Annotated in this window: 16 protein-coding genes and 1 pseudogene; 2 read left to right on the forward strand and 15 right to left on the reverse strand. The window is 31.7% G+C overall.

Annotated features, from left to right (window positions below):
* Together KQI85_RS15060 and KQI85_RS15065 are read left to right on the forward strand one after the other, a co-directional pair.
* Positions 1–703: pseudogene (locus tag KQI85_RS15060) on the forward strand (hypothetical protein); the annotation flags it as partial.
* Positions 704–936: 233 nt separating this feature from the next.
* Positions 937–1638: a hypothetical protein gene (locus KQI85_RS15065; RefSeq protein WP_216576866.1), complete on the forward strand. Its 702-nt coding sequence runs from the start codon at positions 937–939 to the stop codon at positions 1636–1638.
* Between the two features lie 174 nt (positions 1639–1812).
* Here KQI85_RS15065 and KQI85_RS15070 read toward each other — a convergent pair whose 3' ends face one another.
* The 15 genes from KQI85_RS15070 to rfbA form a co-directional block, all read right to left on the reverse strand.
* Positions 1813–2496, reverse strand: a complete 684-nt coding sequence (locus KQI85_RS15070) for a hypothetical protein (RefSeq protein ID WP_216576867.1) — start codon at positions 2494–2496, stop codon at positions 1813–1815.
* Between the two features lie 136 nt (positions 2497–2632).
* On the reverse strand, positions 2633–5212 hold the full coding sequence (locus tag KQI85_RS15075) for a hypothetical protein (RefSeq protein WP_216576868.1): 2580 nt from the start codon (positions 5210–5212) through the stop codon (positions 2633–2635).
* Between the two features lie 757 nt (positions 5213–5969).
* Positions 5970–6878 (reverse strand): nucleotidyl transferase AbiEii/AbiGii toxin family protein, encoded by a 909-nt coding sequence (locus tag KQI85_RS15080; protein WP_216576869.1) that lies wholly within the window; start codon positions 6876–6878, stop codon positions 5970–5972.
* Positions 6865–7482, reverse strand: coding sequence for a hypothetical protein (locus tag KQI85_RS15085; protein ID WP_216576870.1), 618 nt, complete (start codon positions 7480–7482; stop codon positions 6865–6867). The genes KQI85_RS15080 and KQI85_RS15085 overlap by 14 nt, the downstream gene beginning before the upstream one ends.
* 72 nt (positions 7483–7554) lie before the next feature.
* Entirely contained in the window at positions 7555–9957 is a 2403-nt protein-coding gene (locus tag KQI85_RS15090) for a hypothetical protein (protein ID WP_216576871.1), read from the reverse strand.
* Positions 9958–10015: 58 nt separating this feature from the next.
* Entirely contained in the window at positions 10016–11290 is a 1275-nt protein-coding gene (locus KQI85_RS15095) for a flippase (protein ID WP_216576872.1), read from the reverse strand.
* Positions 11291–11496: 206 nt separating this feature from the next.
* Complete coding sequence (locus KQI85_RS15100) at positions 11497–12681, reverse strand: glycosyltransferase family 4 protein (protein WP_216576873.1); 1185 nt, start codon at positions 12679–12681, stop codon at positions 11497–11499.
* Positions 12682–12712: 31 nt separating this feature from the next.
* The gene (locus KQI85_RS15105; protein ID WP_216576874.1) at positions 12713–13651 is read right to left on the reverse strand and encodes a glycosyltransferase family 2 protein; all 939 of its coding nucleotides are present in this window, start codon (positions 13649–13651) and stop codon (positions 12713–12715) included.
* A gap of 40 nt (positions 13652–13691) precedes the next feature.
* Positions 13692–16562 (reverse strand): YfhO family protein, encoded by a 2871-nt coding sequence (locus KQI85_RS15110; protein WP_216576875.1) that lies wholly within the window; start codon positions 16560–16562, stop codon positions 13692–13694.
* A 214-nt stretch (positions 16563–16776) separates the two neighbouring features.
* Positions 16777–18132, reverse strand: a complete 1356-nt coding sequence (locus KQI85_RS16700) for an ABC transporter permease (protein WP_253293922.1) — start codon at positions 18130–18132, stop codon at positions 16777–16779.
* Positions 18133–18145: 13 nt separating this feature from the next.
* Entirely contained in the window at positions 18146–19420 is a 1275-nt protein-coding gene (locus KQI85_RS15120) for an ABC transporter ATP-binding protein (RefSeq protein ID WP_216576876.1), read from the reverse strand.
* A gap of 11 nt (positions 19421–19431) precedes the next feature.
* Complete coding sequence (locus KQI85_RS15125; RefSeq protein WP_216576877.1) at positions 19432–23952, reverse strand: HAD-IA family hydrolase; 4521 nt, start codon at positions 23950–23952, stop codon at positions 19432–19434.
* A gap of 22 nt (positions 23953–23974) precedes the next feature.
* Positions 23975–25309: a bifunctional 2-polyprenyl-6-hydroxyphenol methylase/3-demethylubiquinol 3-O-methyltransferase UbiG gene (locus KQI85_RS15130; protein ID WP_216576878.1), complete on the reverse strand. Its 1335-nt coding sequence runs from the start codon at positions 25307–25309 to the stop codon at positions 23975–23977.
* A 170-nt stretch (positions 25310–25479) separates the two neighbouring features.
* A complete protein-coding gene (gene rfbC / locus KQI85_RS15135) occupies positions 25480–26043 on the reverse strand; it encodes a dTDP-4-dehydrorhamnose 3,5-epimerase (RefSeq protein WP_216576879.1) in 564 nt (187 codons plus the stop codon).
* Positions 26044–26100: 57 nt separating this feature from the next.
* On the reverse strand, positions 26101–26970 hold the full coding sequence (gene rfbA, locus KQI85_RS15140) for a glucose-1-phosphate thymidylyltransferase RfbA (RefSeq protein ID WP_216576880.1): 870 nt from the start codon (positions 26968–26970) through the stop codon (positions 26101–26103).
* Between the last annotated feature and the right edge of the window lies 1 nt (position 26971).

The raw sequence follows: 26971 nt of genomic DNA on the forward strand, positions 1-26971 counted from the left end.
ATCAGCTGCTGCAGGTAATACATTAACATTCCAGACAGATTCATTCAGTGTATTCTCAATTGTTGAGACACCTGATGCTGAAGTTACTGATAATACTGCTGGTTTCGATAAACCAGATAAACCAGATACAGATGACATCTACGACAAAGTAAACTTCTCAGCTCACGTTCAGAGAAGAATCGGTACAGATGATGAAGCAGATATCGCTGCAACAGTATCAGATGACGGTATCATCTCACTTGGTACTCATGGACAGAGCAGACGAGTTGAAAAGATTACATTAAACGGATTAGATCCTGATAGTGTTGAGATGACAGCTCATGTTCAGAAGAGAGTTGACCATCCAGAAGATGTAGCTGATTTAACACAGGTTGTTAATGAAGACGGTTCAATCTCAATCGGTACAGAACACCAGTCAAGAAGAATTGAGGCATTCTCAATGAACCTTAAAGGTGACCTTGCTGAGAAATATGACGTATACTACAGAGTACACGCTCAGAACTATGGCTGGTTAGGATGGGCTAAGAACGGTGAAATCGCTGGTACATCAGGTCATTCATTCAGACTTGAAGGAATCGAAATCATCTTCGTTGAAAAAGGTACAGAGTTTGACGAAAGCCAGTACGTTAAGACACCAGAAGAAGGCGACAGAGGATATTCTGAAAAAGCAGCTTATATGGATAGAGTTGTTAGCGAGAAATAATCTGAAACCGATATTAGAAATAAATAATAAGTCAAGATAACGGATTAATAAAATGTTGGAATAAGGTGACATATTAATAATCTGTAAGAACGATAGATAACTTGTAGTTATTGTTCATATCTAGATTAAAATTCCCCTGGTAGTATCATTAGTTATGATATATCAGGGGGATTTTGTGTATAACATTTTTAAATTATGTTATAAATAATTATTTAAGAAAGAGGGTTTTTGCAATGAACATTGATTTTATAGAACTAATTAAATCTTTAGATCCAAACAGTCCTTTTTTACCATTGCTTGTATGTGCTATTTTTATTAGCATATCAATAAATCGTATAAACTCATTATCACTAACTTCTGTAGAAATTTTATTGCTAAACAAAAATGATGATCTAAAGATACAAAACTTTTTTTACATTATAATATTTCTATTATTTACGCTAGAAAATTATTTATTTTCATCAGATACACTATTTATTACCATATGTTGCTGGGCGTTCTTACTATTAACCATATTCTTGATTGCTATTAGAATATGTAAAAAACTTGAAAAATACAGATTATGGTTTGAAGATTATAAGATTTTTCTAGTTTTAACAATTGGTTTACCTATAATAACTTATTATATGCAAAGTGTTACAGACATATCACCAATATGGATTTCAGCTGTTTGTGGAATGATAGGTGCTGTTATTTTGGCTCTGTTATTTTTTGATTCTAAAACTAAAAATAAAAATTTTTACATAGAAATAGATCAGGAAAAATGGTACTTACTACGTCGAATAGATGATGAACATATATTATGTGGAAATGATTGTAATATTATCAAATCTACAGAGATTAAGATGTTTGAAGTTGAAACAATTATTCAAAATAAAATTTTAAACAAATGTAATATATTTTCAGAATCTAATAAAGCTTCAAAGCAAAAGTAGATATTGAGATTTAAGTTAACTTTGTTATGATATAATATCTGGAAATTTGAGTTTACTTTTAAAGTCATCAATAAGAATACCTAGTATTATAGAACCATATTACCAGGTATTCTTATTTGGTAGCTTTAAATTATTAGGTTGAGCTGTTAAAACTATATTATATCACAATGAATCTTAATTAATAGTTCTCAATAGGTTTATTAATGATGTTACTAAATTTACATAAGGAGCTTGCTTTGATAATTTTTCTAGTATCAAACATAATTTATTACACTTTTTATGTGTTACATTATTAGTTGATAAATCATTTTTAAAATTCTTTAATTCATTTTTAATGCTATTATCAATTTCACTATCTATAAGTGAGTTAATGTTCTTAATTATTTCATCTTTATCCGTCTTATTTATAGAAATAGTATGAATAGATGGATTATTATTAATCTTATTATTGTTTCCTATAAAATTGTTATTGCCTATAATAGTATTGTTATGCATAGTGGGAAAAGCAAGATCTACAAGAGCATAGTAGTTCTTAAAAATCCGTTCACTTAATGAATTTTTGGGTACTATGTCAGATGTAGCATTATTTTTATCATCCCAATGGCATTTGGTAATATATCTTTTTTCGTCAAAAATAAATTCTTTAGAATATAATTTGTTTATTGCTGCTAATTTTTTTGTTTGCCATGCATAATATGGAATTGTTATGTACAATGAACCATTTTCTTCAGTGAAGTTTGGAGGTGTATTTTCATAAGAATACTCAGTTTCAGAATCAATTTTCTTCAATAAATATATAACTCTTAGTACAATGGCTGCAATTGATGTACAGATTAATATTAGAATAAAAACTTCCATAATATATTTTAGCCCTCCATTTTTGGAAAAAGATTCCCAAAATCCTTAGAAAACATCTAATCTTTAGGATAATGGGAATCTTACTTATTATTTAATAATTTAATTAATATTTTTTAGATATCAACATAGCTGATAGTTATTTAACACTTCCATCAATGAAAGCAGTTTCGCTATTTAAGTATCCTCTATCACCATCTTCATGACCTGCGATATACTGACTTGCATCGAATTCTGTACCTTTTTCTACAAATACGATTTCAATCTCTTCAAGTCTTAATGACTTATGTGATGTTCCGGCTAATTCGCCATTCTTAGCCCATCCTAACCAGCCTACGTTCTGAGCATGTACTCTGTAATAAACATCATACTGGTCAGCTAAATCACCTTTAAGATTCATTGAGAATGCTTCAAGTCTTCTTGACTGATGTTCTGTACCTAATGAGATTGAACCGTCTTCGTTAACAACCTGTGTTAAGTCTGCTACATCTTCTGGATGATCAACTCTTCTCTGTACATGTGCTGTCATCTCAACACTATCAGGATCTAATCCGTTTAATGTAATCATTTCAACTCGTCTGCTCTGTCCATGAGTACCTAGTGAGATAAGACCATCATCTGTTACTGTTGCTGCGATATCAGCTTCATCATCTGTACCAATTCTTCTCTGAACGTGAGCTGAGAAGTCTACTTTGTCGTAGATGTCATCTGAAACTGGTGTATCTGCATCAGCTTCAACAATTGAGAATACACTGAAACCTGATGTTGTAAATGAAATTTCAGTATCACTGTTTGGTTTAACAGTTGCTATTTTAACACCATTTTCATAGATATCATATTTCTTATCTGTATTGAATGTTTTAGCTGCTGTAGCTGTATATGTTAGTGCAATTGGTGTATTTGGCTGTGATAATTTACCATCAATTGTATATTCAGCTACAAAGTCGGCTACAGAACCTTCAACGCAGTTTGCTTTATCAGAATTTCTTACACTTCCTGCTACAACGGCTACTTCGACAGGATTCTTTGGAGCATCTTCATCTAAAATGCCGTCATATACAGCAGAAAGAACAAGTCCATTTGCCTCAACTTTATTATATCCTGTATCATCTGCTGATTTAAAGTAAGCACCGTATATGTTTTCAACTTCTGTATCAAGTGAAGCAATTGTCTCAGGTGCTAATTTGGTTGCATCTATTGTGCCATCAAGGATAGCATCGATAATTACATCCTTTGTATCAGAATCGGCAGTACTGATTATAGAATCAACATATTTCTCAGGCTCGTTAATCTTTGATAAATCAAGGTCTTTGGCATCAACTGTTGATACAATATCCTGAGTTCTTGTCACGCTATATTCTTTTCCATTATCATAGTATTTGATTGTTGCGATAAGCTTAGTTGTACCTGCACTTACTGCTACAACTTTAGGTTTTTTATCGTTTGCATCTGTTTGTGTAACAGTGGCAATATCTGTGTTTTCTACAGCATAAGAATATGTTGCTGTTGTATCACAAGTAAGAACTACTTCTGTTCCTTCTTTTGCTCCAACTTTAGCTGTAATTGCATCTTTAGATAATGAAGCTTCTTTGACAATGATAGCATCACTTTCTACTTTTGCAGCAACTCCTGAAACTGCACCTATGCACTGAATTTTATATGTTCCGGCTTTTTTAGGTGTAAATTTGCCTGTAGCGATTTCATATGTTGCATATACACCATCTGTATCTCTATATGTTACAATACCATCTTTTTCGGATGATTTAGTTGCCTCATCATCTTTAGCTATCTTCCATGTAAGTTTTTCTGTTACAGGTTCTTTGTCGTCTGTAGCTACTATCTTAGTTGTTACAGTAGCATAATCATTGCCATCTTCCAGTATCATGTTTCCACGATTTGATTTGATTGAAGAACTGTCCTTATCTAATTTAGTTGCTGCTTTTATTTCTACTTTTACTATTGATGTAAGCGGTTTTCCAGCGGCTGTTGATGAGCTTTTTGGAGCTACTGTGGCTGTGGCTTTGAAATAATATGTTCCAAATGCGACTTTATCACTACCACTGCCAAGTGTAACTAAACCATCACCATCAATAGAAAGATTTTCTGTCGTCTTAGCATCGCCTTTTTCATCTACTTCAGTGTATGTAACTGAATTATATGTAGCATCAGATGATGGTGCTAAAACAGTTGTTTTTAATTGTAATGTTGATCCTACTTTTATACCATCAGTATCATCTTCTAAATATACAACTGCTCCATCTTCTGCACTAGCTTGGATATTAGTTGCAACAACAGCGGTATTTATCTTTACCATAGCATCTTTTTTTACTTTATATTCTGCTGATGAAGAAGCAGCTGTTTTATCATCGATCTCATCTTCTAATGCACCAACAAAATATGTTCCTGCTGGTACATCATAAGGAACTGGAATAGATGCACTTGTTTCACTGCTTTCAACTGTATCAAATACATATACTGCTTTGTCACCTGTCTGATTTTCGTCTGAATTTTCAAAAAGAGCAAATCGAGTTTTAGTATCTCCTATTACGGCTACCTTTATTGATTCACCGTTTTTTACTTCCTGTGTAGAATCTATTTCAGCTGCAGCCATAACTGTTAATGGTTTCATCATATATGTTGGCACAACAGTAACTGCCATAGCAGCAGATAAAGCGTATGCCATAATTTTTCCCATCTGGGAACGTGTAAATTTGTTCATATCGTGACCTCCTAAAATTTAAAAATTGTGCCTGTTTTCGGCGAGTTTTTAGATATCTAAGGACCGGAACTTTTGTCCGGTAGATGTGGGTACGAATGTGAATCATTTGAGCTTTTAAATATGATAGATGTGTTTGATGTTATCAACCTCATCATATACCTGCCACGGCATATCATTTATATCTATTGCCTAAAGCTCTATCGATTCAATAATACGACACATACTTACACTATAAGTACATTCTCTAACTCATAATAGTGTGATATCTAGTTGTCTGTGGTACTTATTACCTTATAAGTTATCTAACCACCCTCCTTTTTTGTTTGTAATGTTTCTATTACATGTGCATCGGTTTTCTACATCCTTACCCCCTAATCAGCTGCCTTTTTCTTTCTTGTTTTCCCAGCACTGATCTTTTTCAATTACTTAGTAGAACCTCCGCTTGACATGTTAATTATCGTCCCAAGTTCCAATTGTCTTTACACCTAATTTTGTATTATTATAAAAACAATTTTATCTTGATTAAACAACAATTAACTTGTTATGCTCTATAATTCGGATTGGTGTACAAGATACTTTACCCCTTATTTAAAATTTTTTTATTTTTTTGCAAACTTTCTTAATAAACGCCCCAAAGCACACAAAATCGTAGTTTTATGTTAAGTTATTATGTCAAGTTGTATATCAAGTTACTTCTATAATATAAGAAGATGTGAACTACATCTTATCACTAAGAGATAATTCACATCTTACTTTACTATTTTTTATATTCAAATACATCTGATTTTGCAACAATGGCTATACCATTGTTTATCGCATAGTCATAATCAACATCTTCATATAATAATCGCTGTGTAACTGTTATATAATCATGCTCATAAAACCTACTTCTTATTATTTCATTCAGCATATCAGGAATGTTATATTCTAATTGTGCTGACGGATTGTTTTTTGAACACATTCTATCACTTCTAACTTTATCTATTAATTCATCCAACTCTTCATCTAACTTTACCTGCGATAGTAGCTTACATATATCATACAAATGTCGTGAATCTCTATCCTGCATATTTTGTATTCTATAATCACATATTGCAAAAATTTTATCTATAAATGTACGTTGTATAGACTGTACATTCATCACAACATCAGATGCTGCAAATATAATTGGCAAACTTATATTTCTTTCTTTACAAAATCTCCCTACAAAACTTTCAACTATATGCTCTTTTGCAGGATATACTCTTTGATAATAGCTAGTCTCTATAATAATTTCCATAGGTAATTCCACAAATAATGATTTATATTTGAATATATACTTATTATAATCATATCTTGATTTTATACTTTCAGGGTTAATAAGTATCATTCCTAAATTGTTAGCTATTTCTATTATTTCATTTTTAGACTGTCTTTTTTCACGTTCTGTTATTTTTCTGTTCATTGATAGATCTATATCTTCTGAAAAACGATCTATCAAATTGTAAGCTTTAGACAGTGATGTCCCACCTTTAAATACAAATGGTAATTCTGATTTTGATAGTTCATACAAAAACATTGATTGAATGGTATCTTTTTCAACCATAAGTTCTGTTCTTCCACACTCTCTGGCTACAGTTTCAATGATCTCCTTCCATTCATCAGAATACTCTTTATACCAATTCATGCATTAATCCTCCCTGATATATATTTCTGTATACTTTGTCCGGATATAATGCTATATACTCTCGTACAATTTTGAAATCAATATTAATCTCTTTCACGTATTCTTTCAACTTATATTGCAATGCATCGCCAGATATTTCACTATATATATCTATAACTGTCATAAAATCCAAAAATTGTAATGCTGTTTTATTTTTTTCTGTTACTTTTGCTAAAGGCTTATATACTATAACAGTACGCCCAGCTATATTAAGTTTTCGTTGTGTAGTTGTTGCTTCATTTGAACACACTTCAATACATGATGGATTTTGAGATGTAAATCCATACATATTAGCTAATTGCATCCCTGTAATATATCCAATTGTTATGCCCTCATGTACCATATACTTTTTATTTACGAATTTATCCACAGATATACGTCCCTTTGTTCCTAATATAGTAGTATATGATAGGTAATATACTCCGTTATAAAGTCTTTCCAATTTTCCTTCATCTACCAATTTTTTTAATTCCTGACGTATACTATTTTTTGACTTTCCTGGCAACTCGGATATAAAAATCGGCTCATCCTTGTCATAATTATTAATAATATATTCAAACAGCATATAATCACCTCACAAAATTGAAATTTCTATTTTCTATTTTATTATATAACGTAATCATAATATAGTCAATCTCTAACGCCACTTCATAACTTCTTCTCCACTATATACCCACATCTCGGTTGCTCCATTATATCCAAACGTATACATTGGTGTTGCGTTATTAATGAGCTTTATAGAAAGTCCTCCTTCGCCTTCTTTTGTCGCTGCTCCTCTGGATACTACAAAGTAGTCATGCTCTCCTATCTCGCATGTCTTCCATGCTTCGCTTCCATCTACTATTATGTTCATTCCACCATTATTATAGTATTCTCCATAATATTCATAGTGTATATTCATGTCCTTATATGGTATATTGTTGTCATGTGCATATCTTCCTAGCATCTCACCTGCATATATAACATGCTCACCCCATGCTGCATGATAGCCTGGAACCATCTTTCCGGTATAACATTCTTCTCTTTGTTCTATATATTTTGTATCCCATATAGCAAAGTATTCTGTATATGCATAGTCATATCTATGTACGTCTATTGCATTTATGAGCATAACTGTTAGTATTACATAGAGGTATATTTTTTTATTTTCTATAACCAGCTCTACAAGTGTCACTACCGTAAGGTATGCAAATATTAATATGTATACATTCTGGTATCTCTCATTAGGCGTAATCTGTATTGCTGAATAGAGCAATGGAAATATAACCGCTGATAAAAGTATGAATAACATATTACTTATATCCGGTCTTTTCTTATATATATACATAACAACTCCAACTGCTGCTAACAGTACCATATAACCTACCGGCACCGATTTATAGAATATATATATTATTGTTCCTGCAAGCTTTGCATAATGCTCTGCCATACTCTTAGCATTAAAATGATATGTAATCCCATTCATAATACTTTTAGAATTATAACTTCCAACATCCATCTTATATAATGGTGACATATATACAAATGGTGTTAGTCTAATACTTATTATTGCAATTATGAACATCATAAATACCAATGCAATTACTATAGTCGATATTATTTTTACTCTCTTTGCACATATACTTTCTTTCCTTGATATAACTTTCTTGTCACTAGTATTGATAACATTGTTATTAATATTCTTCTTATCATTATTCTGAATTACATTATTACCAACGTTCTTCTTATCATTATTCTGAACTGCTTTATTATTAATGCTTTTCTCAACACTTTTGGTAATATATGAAGCTATCGTGAATATGCCCCATAGCATAAGCAGGTTAACTATAACTGCTTTATCTGAGAGTGCAAAAAAACTGCTGATTGACTCTAGTATTGTTAATGAATATTGTACATACGAATATACTGTATCATGAAATGTTACTGATGGTATATTACCGCCTGCTAGGAAAAATCCTACATAGTAATTAGCCATATAACTCATTATCACAGGTATCATTGTAACTGCTGCTGCTATTAATACTAGTGGTATCTTAATATTTTTTCTAATAACCTTTATCGTGAGAATTATTACCATAATGAGTAGTGCTAGATATAGCATTGGACCTGCAAGCATCTTATCTTGTGTCGCAAGCATTGCTGATACAACTGCCATAAGTGCATTTAATGAGCTTACTTTTCGTATTGCATATATCATTAACATTACTGATAATAGTGCTAGTAATAGTGAGTTAAGATCATAGTTAACTGTCTTAATTGATAGTAATGTAACCTGAAGACTCATTATCGCATAAAAAAGTATTATTATTATGGTTTCTTCTCTCATACCAGAGATTATGTGTGTAATTATATTATTTGAATATTGTTCTTTAGCATTATTTTTAGCATTATTTTTAGCATTATTTTTGGTATTATGCTGTATGTTATTCTGATTAATATTCTCTGTGCTTCTATTCTCAGATATACTAGTATTATGATTCTGACCTGATGTATCTTTACGATGTCCAAAAGATTGTATATATGTCACGACTACTATTATATCTATAGTTATCATTCCCATAATCCAATGCAGTGCTTTGGTTACCTGTTCCGGTGATACTCCATGTATTTTGAACCATTCAAGTGGTGCAAGCTTTACAAGTGTTCCAAGTATTACATAGTTAGTCCTTGAATCGCCTGAAAACCAATGATTTCCTACTTTTGTAAATGAATCTGCATCTGTTATATAGAGTTGCTCATTGATTGCTTTTATCTCATCTACTGTGAGATAGAATGTAAGTTTTCTAAGTGCCATATATACAATAGGCATAATGACAAGTGTTCCTATAAATGAACTTATTATACTCCCTGTACAGATATATGATGAAAAATATATAAGTAACAGTGTTCCCACAAGACACATAACTTCTATAAGCCCAAGATTCTGTTCATAGAATATTCTCGTTTTTTCATATCCATATATACTAATACCTGCTATTACTGCAAGTATTACAATACTTATATGACACAAAGTTTTAATTTTTTTATTCTCCATTGTCATAATCCAATTCCCCCATATTGTTCTATGTTATCATTTTGTTCATCAACATAATTATATTTTATTTTGCTCTGTATTTCGCAAATATCTTCTCTGTCTGTATTATTACAAGCACTGTATATGGTATCAATGATACTGCTGTTGCTATCGCTGCGCCATTTGCCCCCATTGGCGGTATGAGCATCCAGTTTAATATCAGATTAATTACAAGTGTAAGTACATAACATAGACTTCTAAAAGTTGCTTTGTTATGAAAATCAAGAAAGAGTGAATAGAAATTAGATATACTATATAGTATATAATATGGTGTTAATAGTCTTATTACATCACCGGCTTCTCTATATTCACTTCCATATAGTATCTTTATTGCTAGTGGTCCTGCTATTATGAATCCAAGACTTACTGTTACTGCAACAATTATATTTATTCCACATAGTTTGTTGAATTTCTTTCTTTTTTCCACTATTGTCTCGTATGTAAGCACAGAGAATGCTGTCATCGTTCCTGTGCATAGTGCATAATTAATATGAGTTGCTTTTTGGCAAAGTTTCTTGGCTACTGCATATACTGATACCTGTTCTCTGCTGCTTAACATTCCAAGCATTACTGTATCCATCTCTATAAGAACCATTCCGCCAAAGCTTATGATTACAAGTGGAATAGCATATTTCATTATTTTCTTAGCTAAAGCTGTAATTCTTGCTGTATCAAGTTTGCTTTTTATGTCTTTATCTATAATAATATATTGTCTATATATCATACAACCTGCTATTAGTTCGAATATTCCTGCTATTATGTATCCTGCTGCAACTGCTGTCGGATTGTGATATATGCATATACCTATGAAACTGAACAGAAAGTTCAGCCCAAACTCTATCGTTGTTATAATAAGCACATCTTTGTATCTCTCAAGCCCTATACTTGTCTCTTTGAAAAATTCTGTAAATGATGATGTGAATACCATCGCTCCTGACATTAGTATGAGTTTATCAAGATTAGCATATTTATCAGGATAACCAAGTACTTTTGCAAATGGATATGATAAAGCCATTATAAGTACAGCAAAGAAAATGCTTATCAAGAGTCTTAATATAAGTCCGGCTCTTAGACATTCTGTTCTCTCTTTTTCATCATTTTGTTTTGATACAAATACTTTTACAGATGCGTTAATTCCAAACCATGTAACATATCCAAGCATTGTCGCAACTGAATAAAAATATGTCCATTCGCTGTATCCGTCTATATTTAACATTCTTGCTACTACTATGTCGGTTGCAAGGTAGAATAGCATCGCTACTATTTTGGCAAGAAGTGTATATGATACATTTTTAATCATCTTATATTCCACCCCATTCTACTTTTCATATTCTTTTTAATGCTTTTTTGATGTCTTTATTATGCATACAATTGCATGTCCTAACTTATGTGCAGGCATTATCTTATCTATATAACTTATGTGCAAGCATTATCCTATCTATATCAGATCCACCTGCCTATTATGTAATGATTGCATAACTTATACTATGCTCATAGACGAACAGTCTATTTTAGATTTTTCTTATATAGATTTTTTTTATAGAATTCATCTATCTTAGCTGCACTTATGTCTGTTGATAGATAATCTACTGCTCTTTGTCTTGCTGCTTTACCAAGTCTTTCTACAAGCTCATCATCATTAAGAAGACTTACTATCTTGTCTGCCATATCTTTTGAGTCTTTCATCTTGGCAAAAATTCCTGTATCTCTTAATATCTCTCTTGATATACTTCTGTCAAATGCTACTACTGACATTCCCATTGCCATATAGTTGTATATCTTACCATCGCCTTCTGCACTTGCTATCTTTGGTGCAATTGCTATTTTTGATAGTGACAGATATGATGGAACATCTTCAAATCTTACTTTTCCTATGAATTTAACATCTTTTTCTATTCCTAGTTCTTTTGCTTTTGCTCTATATTTATCAATGTTTGGAAATCCTATTACTATAAATTCTACATTCTCATACTGCTTTTTTACCATTCCAAATGCATCAAACATATAGTCAACTCCCTGATAACTCTCTAAAAGTCCCATAAACAGGACTTTTTTCTTACCATTATCAAGATCTAACATATGAACAAGTTCTTTATCTGGTTCTGTCGGTGCAAATGCTGTTGTGTCTACGGCATCCATTGCGTTAACGATTCTTTCTTTTTCAACTCCCATTGTAATTAACTGGTTATAGAGGTTCTCCGACTGTGTTATTATAGGAAACCAACTGTTTATCTTCTTCTCAAGGGCTATAAAGAACTTATGGAAGATTCCATTTTCTTTTACGAATTTGTGCTGTATTATCTCTCCACTTAATGATCCTTGCAGGTCGAATACATACAGACGCTTTTTATTTTTGTCAAATGTCTTACAGAATTTGGCTATAAATGCTCCTTCATGCAGATGTGCATGTACTATATCAGGATTATATCTTTTTATCTCTTTTCTTGCAGTGTGGTATATGAATGGAAGTAGCAGGATCTTCCATACGGATGGTCCTGCTGTCAGTTTTTTATACCACGGAAAATTATATGAACGTACTGTTTTTACACCTTCTATGTCTCTGCCAAGGCCATATGTCACAAGTTCAACTTCATGTCCTAGTCTCTGTAATGCTGTTATCTCACCATATATTCTTGTATGACATCCTCTGTCTGCAAAGAATGGTGTTGGCGCTATCATCATTATTCTCATAATCTTTGCTCCGTTCGTATTGTTATATTAATTAATCTTCTTTGTTCTCTACAACTTCTTTGATATTGTATGGTGTGTCTATCTTGCTTCCATAATATGTCTTAACGAGAATATCACTCATAAGACCGAATACGAATAGGAATAATCCTGCAAGTAAGAATAGAACACTTACGATTGGCTGCATATAGTCTGACATATTATTACCCATTATAAATAATACAAGTGACCATATAGCGAACACTATTCCTATGAAGATTGATACTATTCCTGTACTTCCAAGAAGGTGTAATGGTCTTACTGCAAATTTATTCCAGAACCATACTGATATCATGTCTACAAAGCCTTTGAATGTTCTCTTCCAGTTATATTTAGTTACTCCTGCTGTTCTTGGTCGATGATTTACTACTATCTCACCTACTGTAAATCCTTTTATCTTAAGGAGTGCCGGTATGAATCTGTGCATTTCTCCATAAAGTGAAAGATTTTCAAAACATTCTCTTTTATATACTTTTAATGAACATCCACTGTCATGGATATTATCTTTTACTATTATTCCTCTAAGGAAATTGGCACCTCTTGATGTAAATTTTTTCATTACTGTGTCTTTTCTGTTTTTTCTCCAGCCTGACACTACATCGAGGTCATTCTCTGTCATATATTTTAGCATATTAGGTATGTCGGCAGGGTCATTTTGTCTGTCTCCATCCATTGTTACGATATAATCATATTGTGCTGCTTTAATTCCTGCATCCATAGCTGCTGTCTGTCCAAAGTTTCTTCGAAATCTTATAAGTTTTAGTGGCTTTAAGTCTGCACACTGCTTAGCTGTATCGTCTGATGAACCGTCATCTACGAATATTATCTCATATGTATAGTTTTCTTTTACACATACTTCTTTTATCTCTCTGAACAATTCTTTTACATTGCCTGATTCATTGTATACAGGCACTACTACCGATATTCTGTACATAGTTTTCCTCTTTTCTTTTTATTACATTATCCTTATGAACCTAAGGTATGTATTTTACTTCTATCGTATGTCTTCCTGCTTTTACTCTGCATCCTAAGAATGCTTCGTTAACATTATACACATTTACTTCCGTACCATCAATATATATATGCCATTTTGTACTATATGGTATTGTAAAACATAACATTTTATCTTGTGTAACTTCTATACTGCTTACTATATACTCATCATCAAAACTTTCTATATTGACAGCTGAATCTCTTAATTTTTCAGTATCTTCCTTGTATTTACCATATCTTTCTTCTTTTGAGCAATATGTGTATTTTACTGTTCCGTCTATTCTATCATATTCTCCATAACTTGGTATATTAACCCAAAAAGATTCTATATTATCTTCATTCAGCTCTATAGCATAATTGTTACTGCCTTTATGCTCTACAAGTTCTATTGATTTAAGTTCTCCTGCTGATACATAATGAAGATATCCTTGTTTCTCATCTTTTGATGTAAAATTCAGTTCTATCTTCAATGTTGTGTCAGGATCATTCTTATTAACAGTATAACCGCTATTGTTGATAAGTTGTTCTTCTGTCGCTGTTGTACTCTTATCACTAGTCTTAGTTTCTCCTGTAGCTGTTATATTCTCATCGTCACCGTTTATATTATCCGCTGTCTCTGTATGTCTAAGCCATTTTTTATCTCCGGATACTACTACATTCTCAAGTATAGCTTCTCTTCTCTCTTCAAGTGTCATAGCATCATATTCGTCTTTAGTTATATAACTGTCATAGCAAAATGCAAGTGGAAGTGCATACTCATTCTCATATATGTATATGTCTTCTATCTGTTTTATCAGCTTGTATCCATAATATGGTATTGTATCTGTCTTAGCAAGAACATATTTTACTCCTAAGTAAGTATTAGTCTCTGTTATTCCGTAGAATCCATACATATATCCATAGCTAAGGAATTGTCCACCCTGACTTTTTACAAATTCTCTTACATTACTGTTAAAATCCGTTCCACCAATATATGACTTCACTCCATAAAAATCAAGTATAAGTGAATCGTTAAGATATGGACTGTTATATATTTTGTCTATCCTGTAAAATTCACTGTCATCAATCGATTTTATGTATTCTAAACACTCTTTTGTATAATCGTTATAATCCCTTCTAAGGCTTAACGTATCTGCCTCTATTGCACCATTAATATTTATTGCATTCATTGCTCCTGTAAGTACCTGGATTATAACTATTCCCATTACTGTTGCACGTTTTATGTTGTAATGTATATTATTAGCTGTCATAAATATCATCAGCAATAGCAACAAGATTATTATACTTACAAGTTCAATATTGTTAATTATGTCTCTATTGGTTACAGCAACTATTATTATCAGTAATATATTAGTAAGTGTTACTATGCAAAGTTTATATCGCTCTAGTCTTTTTGTCTTGTTCCACCTGTCTATCTCTAAAGATGCCCAATACATCATCAATACTATAATCCAAAGAGATGATAACTTATATGACTCTGAACTCATTCCATTAATAAAACATCGAAAAATAGGTGATGCTGTATATATAATTATCAATAACACAGATATTATTTTTAATACTGTCTGTGTTATTGTATCTTTTCTATATGTTTTTGTATTTCTGTATTTTGTTATGTATATAAGTTTGTTGCTCTTTATATCTTTTTGTATCTCTTTTTTCATGATTACAGGTTTTATATGTATACTCATTATTGCAAATATAAATGTAATCATTGTTCCAAAGTATGTTGGTGCATTGAGCTGATTTAACTCTCCCTTGTAACTTCCATCTACAATATTAATTGATAATGAGAAATTACTTATATACGCAGTAACTAAGTCCTCTATTTTTGCTATAATACTATAATTAACCGAATTAACTGAATTCTTGCTTATTCCATCATTAAACCTTGTACTAAATAATACTTCTCTAATATCACTATATTTTATAAGTACAGTTATGAGCAATACTATTAGATAGCATATAGTATATTTGAGTATATATCTCTTGGTATATCCTTTATTATTCTTTGCTTTTTCAAATTCTGTAAAATATCTGAATATCGTATATCCAATTATTATTCCTGTATAAAGCACCATATAATATGTACTAAGTGTATTGAGCATAAGTAACATTGCAAGTGGCAGTATAAATCTGTTCTTATTATTATAATATAGTTCAAATCCCCATAGTATTAATGCAACTAACATTACTTCTATTGAATATGTATACCACATATTTCTCAACATCATAGGACCACAGAACGCATAACTTAATGCCATTATAATTGATGTATATTTGCTAATCTTTCTCTCACGCATATATGCATAAAAAAAGATACCTGCCAAAATAATCTTTGCAATCTGTATATATGGAAGTGCATATATAAAAGTTTCTTCATTAAACAGAAGTAATATTACATTATATGGAAATATCATATCATTCTTAGGCTCTCCGCCAAGTCCCATAGTAAACATAAAATTTGGAATCTTACCCTTTGTCTTTATATAATGAATTATACTATATAAAAATGGATATGTCTGATTATATGAATCTGATGCAATATCCTTAAATATATATACATATCTCATCGTTAAATATTTCCAAAATACTACTATGGATATTAACAGTAATGTACTTATAAGAAATATCATAGAATGATTTATTATAATTCTCATTATCTTATTGAATACATTTTTGCTTATATTATATACTTTATCTCGCATAACATACGTTATTGACATTATACTAATCATTATAACTGTTGCTAATGCTATTATACATGCTTTAGAATCGAATCTGCTCCCTACAGCTATTCCTGCTATTATACATATAAATAATATTAACATCCATCTTATCTTTTTCTGCATTAATCTTTGTCACCACCCCATATTTTGTCAGATACAGTCTTATATCTATATATTTGATATCTGTATCGCATCTATTATATACTATCTAAACGTAATATTTTGTATCTGTATATATGTATATCATCTTATATTTTTATATACAGTTTCTTACATCTATATATACATTTAGAGCCACATTTTAATCTAATGTGGCTCTAAAATATTTTTCACAATTTTATAATACGTCTGCAAAATGTTTTTCAAGCTTTTTAAATACAAACATTCCTGCCAGGAATATAAGTCCTGTTACTACCCAAAAATATACTGTCTGATCTGGTTTTTCAAAGAACCATGTCTGATTATAAAAAGCATCTCTGTATCCGTATACGATATAATATACCGGATTAAGTTTCATCAGTTTTCTAAGTGTTGGTCCCATCATTGAGACATCCCACATAATAGGTGTTAACCACATTCCAAATTGAAGTATAATATTAACAATCTGTCCAAGATCTCTGAAGAATATTACTACAGATGATGTTATATATGACAATCCTACTGCAAGTATCATGGCACAGAATGAATAATATACAATCTGTATTATATATATGTCAAAGCTTCTTCCGTTAGCAATATACAATAATATTGTTATGATTATAAAGAACAGATGCACAAATAATGCTGATGTAATCTTTACTATTGGAAGAATGTTAATCTTAAATACTACTTTTTTTACAAGATATGCATATTCTATCAAACTATTTGTTGCTGATAAGAGTGCATCCTGGAAAAAGAACCATGGAACAATTCCTGATACTAACCATAGTACATATGTTATTCCTTCTACCGGTGCGCCGGCTTTGAGTCCATACTGGAATACAAATACATATATTATTATTGTTACTATTGGCTGTATAAATGCCCATATACCACCTAAATATGATGCTGCAAATCTTGATTTGAAATCGTTTTTTGCAAGCTGTACTATAAGATTTCTATTCTTTACTATATCTATTGCCCAATACATAACAATCTTAAATCTTCTATACTGTGCAAATACGAACAGACCTGTAAGTACTGCAGCTATACAATATACTATATATGCTACTGTTCTTGTCGCTTTATTAACTTCTGCAATTTTATCTTTTGCACTATATACAACGTATGCATCTTCACCTGTTGCTGTTGCACTTATCTCATCTTCACTTATATTTGCATTGTCCATATCATTTATAAGTTGATATTCTGACATATCCATTGCTTTTTCAATCCACATATATTTTACACGAAGATTACTAATTGTTACATCTTCTCCTTCGATATTACAAGGATCTATTCTGAAGATATAATTTTCTTTTTCAATATTCTTCTTAACAGAACGTGTCTCTCCCTGCTTCATATTATCAGCATATAGTCTTGATGGTGATATATGTTCTGAATCTGGTGCATAATAGAATTCAGCAAGTCCTTCGCTCTCAGTTGTAAGGTCATAACATATATTAATCGTCATAACCTGAAATGGATTGAGAAGGAATAGCAGTCCTAACATGGCAAGTGCTGATACAATTGTTACTATAATTCTCTTCTTCATAATTATCTTCTGCCTAATTCCATGTATGATTAAGCACTACAACTCCTTCCGCAATATAATTCATCTTAACAAAAAATGTCTTAAACTGTGATCTGTAATCAATCTGTACAGTAGCTGTTCTATCAAATAATGCCACATCAAAGAAATAATTTCCTCCAGTAAGATTAAATTTCTTATATGTAAGCGTTACTTCATTCATACCACGTTTCCAGCTAATCGTATGATTATCGAGTAATGTATTAAGTCCGCAAATATATTTGTTATCAACTGTCCTTATTGCTACTCCAAGTACCGGATTATCAACATTAAGTTCATTAACAATGTATCTTATCTTAATTGTTACATCTTCTCCATGAGTAATATCATTAATCTCTTTACCTTCTGAATTAAAGAGACGCATATCATATATCTCACCTAGATCTACTTTATCTATATCCTGTTCTGTAACGTTCTCTTCGACTGGCTCTTCTTTGTTTTCTTCTGCTTTTTTTGCAAGTTCCATTGCTTCTTTTTTAGAATTTTCAACCTGTGCAAGATATTCTTCAATACTACATTCATATTTTAAGAAATCCATATATCTATCAGATACTTCATCAGTCTCACCATCCATTATGAGCTTCCCCTGATTGATCCATATACATCTCTTACAGAATCTTTTTATTGAATTAATATCATGACTTACGAATAATACTGTCTTGCCTGCTTCCATGAATTCAACAAATTTGTCCATACATTTTAACTGGAATCTTGTATCACCAACAGCAAGTGCCTCGTCAACAATAAGTATCTCTGGTTCAACGTTAATAGCAACTGCAAATGCAAGTCTTACAAACATACCACTTGAATATGATTTTACAGGTTGATATATAAAATCGCCTATCTCTGCAAAATCAAGTATATCCTGAACTTTCTTCTCCATCTCTTTTCTTGGAATTCCCATTATCGTTCCATTAAGATAGATATTCTCCATTCCGGTATATTCCATATTAAAACCGGCTCCAAGTTCAAGCAATGCTGATATCTTACCATTCACTTCAATATTGCCTTCTGACGGATTAAGTACTCCTGTCAGAATCTTTAAAAGTGTGGATTTACCGGACCCATTACGTCCGATAATTCCAATAGTCTCACCTTTGTTAATTGTGAAATTAATATCTTTTAAAGCATAAAATTCTTTATGATAGCTCTTTTTTGACAAACTGAATGTTTCTTTAAATCTGTCTCCCGGTCTATCGTAAAGTTTATAAAGTTTTGATATATTGCTTGCCTTTATAACTGCTTCACTCATGTCTTCACTCCTTATTTATCACTTACCTGTTCTTTAGATAAATCAAGTATTTTTTCTGTCATTATATACTTTACATCGTTACTAAAGCTGTCTCTTACAATTATTCCCATTTTAAAACGATTTCCATACTTTTTCAACTCATTAATTTTTATCTTTTTCTTTAATCCCGAAAATCTAATGTTAGGTATTTTTCTATATGCTGTAACAAGATCAGCTCTTTCTTCTCTTGAAGCAACAATTTCTAACGACTCACCCTTGTCCGATACAAGAATTATATTTTTTAAGTAATTATCATTGTATCCAATGTCTTTTTGAATAGCCCAACCTCTTATCTGCATCTCATCACCATCACATTCTATATCTTCAAAGTTAGTCATAAGTGGATGCTGTGGTATCTGATTCAAATCTATGCTTCTTATTGTATCGGCTTTTTCAATATCCGGATATATTCTTGTCATATCTATGCTCTTATCCATAGCATAGATAACATTTCCTTTTAATCCTTTACTCTTTATTACAAGAGTTATATAATACTGTTCCACATCTTTGCTTAACATCTTCGCATCTATCTTGCATACAAAACCTGATATTAATATCTTTTTACCATTTGGATATGCTGCTCTTATATCTGGTCTGTATTTTCTCTCAGTTTTAACAAGATACCCTTTGCCACCTGCATTTGTTATCGCAAGATATACTTCTGATTCATCATTGCACTTGTCTTTTTCTATAAACTGCCATCCTTCTATAGTTATTATATGGTTAAGTGATATTGTATCAATATTCGCCTTTACTTCGCCATATTTGAGATTTTCACGCACAGCTTTTGTAAGTGGAGTTATCTCACTAAGTTCCTTATATTCATCAAGCTTTATATCATAATTAGCTTTATCCGGCGTAAGATTTATATTATAAAATGGATCTTTGCCTTCAAGTTCTGGATGTTTCGCATATAGTCTTGTTCTCTCTGTTCTAAGACGTTCCATCTTCTCTTTACTTATATCATCTGAACCTCTGCTTGCTGACTCATAATGGTATAAGACAACATCATTACGCAGCACATTGTAGTATCCGGCTTCATACAATTTCATGCACAAGTCAACGTCATTATATCCTACTGTAAGTTCTTCATCAAAGCCATTTACTTCTCTATATTTATCTGCACTTAAGATAAGACATGCTCCTGTAACTACAAGATAATTATAATCTGCTTTGTTTCTTGCAAAATAATAAGTCTGTGAATCAGACATTCCAATAAGTTTATGTGTCGGTCCTATCGGAAGATTTACAACACCTGCATGCTGTATTATATTGGAATTAGGATAATATAGTTTAGCTCCTACAGCACCAACATAATCAAGGCTTGCATGTCCAACAAGAAGTTCTAACCAACGTGGTTTGAATATCTCTATATCATCATTTAAGAACAACAGATATTCACCTTTTGCTCTGTCAGCTCCCATGTTACACATCTTTGAGAAGTTAAACTTCATAGGTTCATAATAATATGATGCACCATTATCACTAAGCATCTTCTCTATAAGTGCCTTATTCTCATCATTACTGCCATTATCTATTACTATTATCTCATAATTCTTATATGTTGTTATTTTTCTTAAAGATTCTACACATCTCTTTAACATTGTATAATTATCTTTTGAAGGAATAATTATACTTACAAGTGGGTTATTCTTATTCTCATATTCCACTCTGTACTGATATAATTCCTTTACATATACAACATTACCATCTATATGTCTTCTTCTAAGTGCATCTATCTTAGCATTTTTAACAGCTTCTAATGCATATGGTTTAGCTTCCGGGTTAGATGCTATTGATTCCGGACGTTCTCTCCAATAATATAGAACTTTTGGAATATGTCCAACTCTCTTATTATCTGTATGCTCCATGAATCTTAATGTGAAGTCATAATCCTGTGCACCATTATATTCGCTTCTTAGTCCACCAACTTCTTCCACTATACTTCTTCTATATATTGCAAGATGATTAGTAAACATTATTGACATAAATGTATCTGGTGACCATTCCGGTTTGAAGAATGGTGAATGTCTTCTCTTTCCATCTTCTGTAAGTTTATCTTCATCACTATATATAAAGTCAAGTTCCGGATTCTCATTAAGTTTTTTAGCCATCTCATAGAATGCATTAGGTGCAAGCACATCATCACAGTCTGTAAATGCAATAAACTCGCCTTTTGCAATCGCTATACCATCATTTGTGGCTTTTGAGATATGTCCATTCTCTTTTCTGTATATTATATGAACTTTTTCATTATTCTCGTATTTTTTAAGTATATCTCTTACTGATTCCCAGCTAGAATTATCATCAACAAGTATAAGTTCAAAGTTGTCATAAGTCTGGTTAAGAATAGATTCAATACACTCTGTAAGCTGTTCATCAATTACATTGTATACAGGAATAACTGATGATATTAAAGGTCTGTATGCTAATGGCTCTGTCTTTAAGTTATCTTTTTCATTTTCTTCACGCCATCTCTTATAAGGATCGCTTATTTCACCATCCATATATTTTTTCATATATTCATAGGTTACTTTGCCTTCCTTTTTCTTTATATCTTCAAGTATATCTTTTATCTGACCTTTTTCAATATTATCAGTTGATATAGTAACTTCATCTCCTGCTGCAAATGCTTCATAATCAACATCATATTTTTTAGCAAGTTTCTTCTTAAGTATCTTATTAATATCAGGTCTTACAAGAAGTCCCTGAAGCCAATACATCTCCATATCAGGATTAAACATATACTCAAAAAGTCCAAGTTTTGCTATATATTTTTCTTTATTTTTTGTCTTTACAAATCCATCTACATTCTTTACATTACCAATATTAACTGCTTCGTCCTTAGTTGGCATATTAACAAGTCTTTCTACACTGTAACATGCATCTTCAGAACTTATATCCACATTATATTTTTCATAAAAATCAAGAACATTCTCAAGGTATGCCATAACACCTTTTGTTATTCCTGCTGTATGTTCTGACTTACCATATTTTTCAAGTACAGGACCATCTTCTCCATAATACCATAGTGATTCATGTGGTGCTCCAAAGAAAAGTTCAAATAATACAACTGCCTGCATTACTCGACTTTGTAACTCTTTATTTTTATCTATATCAAAAATATAAGTATCATATTTCTTATCATGTAACTGTACTTTACTCTTCTCACTATTCTTGATACCTATATAAAGGAACTGATTGCTTCCTTTATATCCCGCTGCATCAAGAAATCTATCAAGAAGATACTGTGAACTGCCATTCCATCCACAGTCAAATACTATTGAATCTACATCCATAAAGCCTTTTTCAGTAAAATATTTCAGAGCATTTTGTCTTTCATATTCACATCTTTTTAGAAATGCCTCTTCATTAGCTTTATATATCTTCTTAAAACGAGCCATATCTTCTCTGTCTTTTATCTTAGCATTAATTCCAGAGAATCCAGCTTGAGTAATTCCTTTTGTACATACTTCCTTAACATTAAGATATTCAAGAACTTCCTTAACTGTCTGACCTATAGTATAAGGTGGAAGCAGATCAAGTGATTCATTATCAAGTTCTGTAATTCCAGCTAACAACAAACCTCTTCTTGATACATATAGATAATCAATATTCTCCATATGTCTTTCTTTGCATATATTATATAGAATATATCCATCTCTTGCCAAAAAGAATATTTTATCATATTTTTCTTTCTTTATACGTTTTGTAAACCATTCATATATTCCTGAATATAATGGTCCGCCAACTTTCGCTCCAAGATTATACCAAAAATCGTCTGAGTTTCTTGTAACAGAATTAATAACATTAACAGCCGGAAATTTGTCTTTTTTAAGTGGTCCTATTGAATATGCTTTATAATGGAATGCTTTTACTCCGGCTTTAACAGCATTAACATAATCAGACTGATAATTATCACCTATATGTAATATTTTATCGCATGATACATGTTCTTTTTCTGCTACATATTTAAATATATCACCATTATATTTAGTCTTATGTTCATCTGCTGATACATATATTGCATCAAGCTCTTCATATCCATTATCATCAAGATATACTTTTATATCTTTTTTCATAAGATACATATCACTTACAGCGATTACTTTTTTATTCTTTGCTTTTGCATAATCATATATCTCTTTTATCTCTTTGTTTGTGAACAATGCATCTCTCTCAAGTTCTATTTCTAACTGTTTTATTTTTTCAAAATCTGCATCTTCGCTCATATTCGCACTGATATAGTTATATATATAATCCAAATCTGCATGAGGAAGTCCACATTCTCTTTCCGCTTTCATGCTTGCCTGCGTCTGAAGTTCTTCACGTTTTTTAGCAAATCCTTCTATTCCTGTAAGTTTTTCAAGCATTACAAAAATATCTTCTGGTCTGTTTACTTTTCTAAATAATAATGTATCAAAAATATCAAAAGATATTACATTGGCATTCTCTATAGCCTCTTTTAATGTTTTTATCTCAATATCTGTCATTACCTGGTTCTCCTTTATTACATTATGAACGTCTAAAGATTTTTGTCATCTTCCAACTATTTGAGTTACGCATAGCCATTATCTCATTCTCACTATCTGACACTTTTTGCTCAAGGTTAGCAATCTTAAGCTGTAATTCCCTTATCTGTTCATCTTTTGAAGCAATTATATTATTATAATTCTGTTCACGTAGTGCAATATCTGCTCGTAAGATTTCATTTTCTGATTGAAATTCTTTTGTCATAGCTGCTTTTATAGTTGCATCTGATACTTTTCTTATTGCTTCACCATCTATTGAGATGTATTCTACGACCAATTCTGCTCTTACAATATCAGCTTCATCGCAACTCTTTATAATCATAATCGGATCTCCTGTGAAGAATATCATAATACCATTACCCGAAAGTTCACAATTAGCATTTTTCAAACATAACTCATGTGCATTATTATCTTTATCAAACCCTGTCATCTGATGAACCTTTATAATAGCAGATGTATTAACAGGATCAAATCTGAATTCATCAAGAAGCATATCTGATTTAAATACAATTCTTGACACTCCTTCTATATTTTCAATCTCTGTTTTAAGCGATTTATCCGGTGTATAACCTTCTTTTCCCAAAAATGCTTCAGCATAATAGTTGCCTAGTGTAGGTCTTATATAATTTTCACTATTGACAGTCTGTTCTCTGAAAGCTTTTATCTCATATACATACTGATATATCTCACCATATTCTCTGGTATTCCAATATGATGCAGGTATTCCTTTTACTGAATCAACAGTATTCACAAGTTCATTTGTACCAACTTTGGAATATGTTGCCATTCTCTTAATTGGAAAATATCCTGCCTGACTTACCATATTCTCAAGACTATTCTTCGTAAAGAAATGTATATGTGTATTATCAAGCAATCCTACTGATGTATATTCAAATTCATTATTCATCAGATTGATAAGTACTGAATTATGTGCAAGATTAGGTACTGATAATAATACCGAACCTTCATGTTTTAATAAAAGTTTACATCTGTCAAGAACTGTCTTTGGATCTCTAAGATGCTCAAGCACATCTGCAAAAACGATATAATCAAACTTTATATCTCTGTATCGCTCAAACCATTCAAAATTTTCTACATCACCTATAACCAAATCTTTGCCATAAAGAAGGGCCTGCTTCCCAGCTTCTTCATCAATCTCTGCTAAGTATACGTCACAATCTAATTCCTGTTTTAAATATTTTGTCATTCTTCCATTAGCTGGACCGAATTCCAAAACAACAGAACCTCTACGTATCTGTTCTAATATTAATAATAATGAATTACTGTTCGTCAGATCTAAATCAAAGTCATACTTCATAATTTTCTCCCTCTTTTCTTAACATATTTGATTATATTGATTTCTATATCGCCTTAAAAGGTCATGCCTAAGCTCTAAGCATGACCTTTATAGACTTAACATCAATATATGATATCTATAGTAGTTAATTAATTGCATTATTTTTATGCTAACTAATTATATATCATATATTATTTGTTTCTACTCTCTGTAAAAGCTTTAATTCCGCCCCATTTCTGATCTTTTTCAGAAATAGTTAATTCCATATCTGCTGGAATTGGCCATTCAACTCCAATATCAGGATCATTCCATGCAAGACCACCTTCATCATTTGGATGATAGAAATCTGTACATTTGTATGCAAATTCTGCTGAATCTGATAATACTACAAATCCATGTGCAAAGTTCTTAGGAATAAAGAACTGTTTTTTATTCTCAGCTGAAAGAACTACACCATACCATTTGCCATATGTCTTTGAACCTGGTCTTAAATCAACAGCAACATCAAATACTTCACCACTTACAACTCTTACTAATTTGTCCTGTGGGAAGTTAATCTGAAAATGTAATCCTCTTAAAACGCCTTTTTTTGATGAAGACTGATTGTCCTGAACAAATTCCTGATCAATTCCTGCTGCCTTATAATCATTATAATTATAAGTCTCCATAAAATATCCTCTTTCGTCTCCGAATACTGTAGGAGTGATAACTTTTAATCCTTCAATATCACATGTCTCAACTGTAATCTTTCCCATTTTTCTATACCATTGTAATTGCATCAACTACAATTACCCTTTCTTTTATACTATTTATTATAGACCTTCCGCAACCTCTACAAGGTATTTACCATACTCTGTTTTCATAAGAGGTTTTGCAAGTTCAAGTAACTGTTCTTTTGAAATAAATCCCTGTTTGTAAGCAATCTCTTCAATACATGAGATATATAATCCCTGACGTTTCTGGAATGCAGCAACGAAATCTGCTGCATCAAGTAACGCATCATGGTTACCTGTATCAAGCCATGCAAATCCACGTCCTAAAGTCTCAACTTTAAGATTACCTCTTCTTAAATATTCATTATTAACACTTGTTATCTCAATCTCACCACGAGCTGATGGTTTTACATTCTTTGCAATCTCTACTACACTATTATCATAGAAGTAAAGACCTGGTACTGCATAGTTTGACTTTGGATTAGCTGGTTTTTCTTCAATTGAAAGAGCTTTTCCATCTTTATCAAATTCAACAACACCATATTCTCTTGGATCTCTTACATAATATCCAAATATTGTTGCGCCTTCTTTCATATCAGCGGCACGTTTAAGAACTTTCTGGAAACTCTGACCGTAGAAGATGTTATCGCCAAGTACAAGTGCTACATTGTCATCACCGATAAATTCTTCTCCGATAATAAATGCTTCTGCAAGTCCATTAGGCTGTTCCTGAACTGCATAGTTCATATTAAGACCTAACTGTGAACCATCCCCGAATAATTCTTCAAATGCTGGTAAGTCTCTTGGTGTTGATATTATTAAAATATCTCTGATTCCAGCTAACATTAATGTTGATAATGGATAATAAATCATTGGTTTATCATAAACAGGCATAATCTGCTTAGATACCGCTTTTGTAAGTGGATATAATCTTGTTCCTGAACCACCCGCTAATATAATTCCTTTCATT

Source organism: Falcatimonas sp. MSJ-15 (assembly GCF_018918265.1).
Taxonomy (GTDB): Bacteria; Bacillota; Clostridia; order Lachnospirales; family Lachnospiraceae; genus Falcatimonas.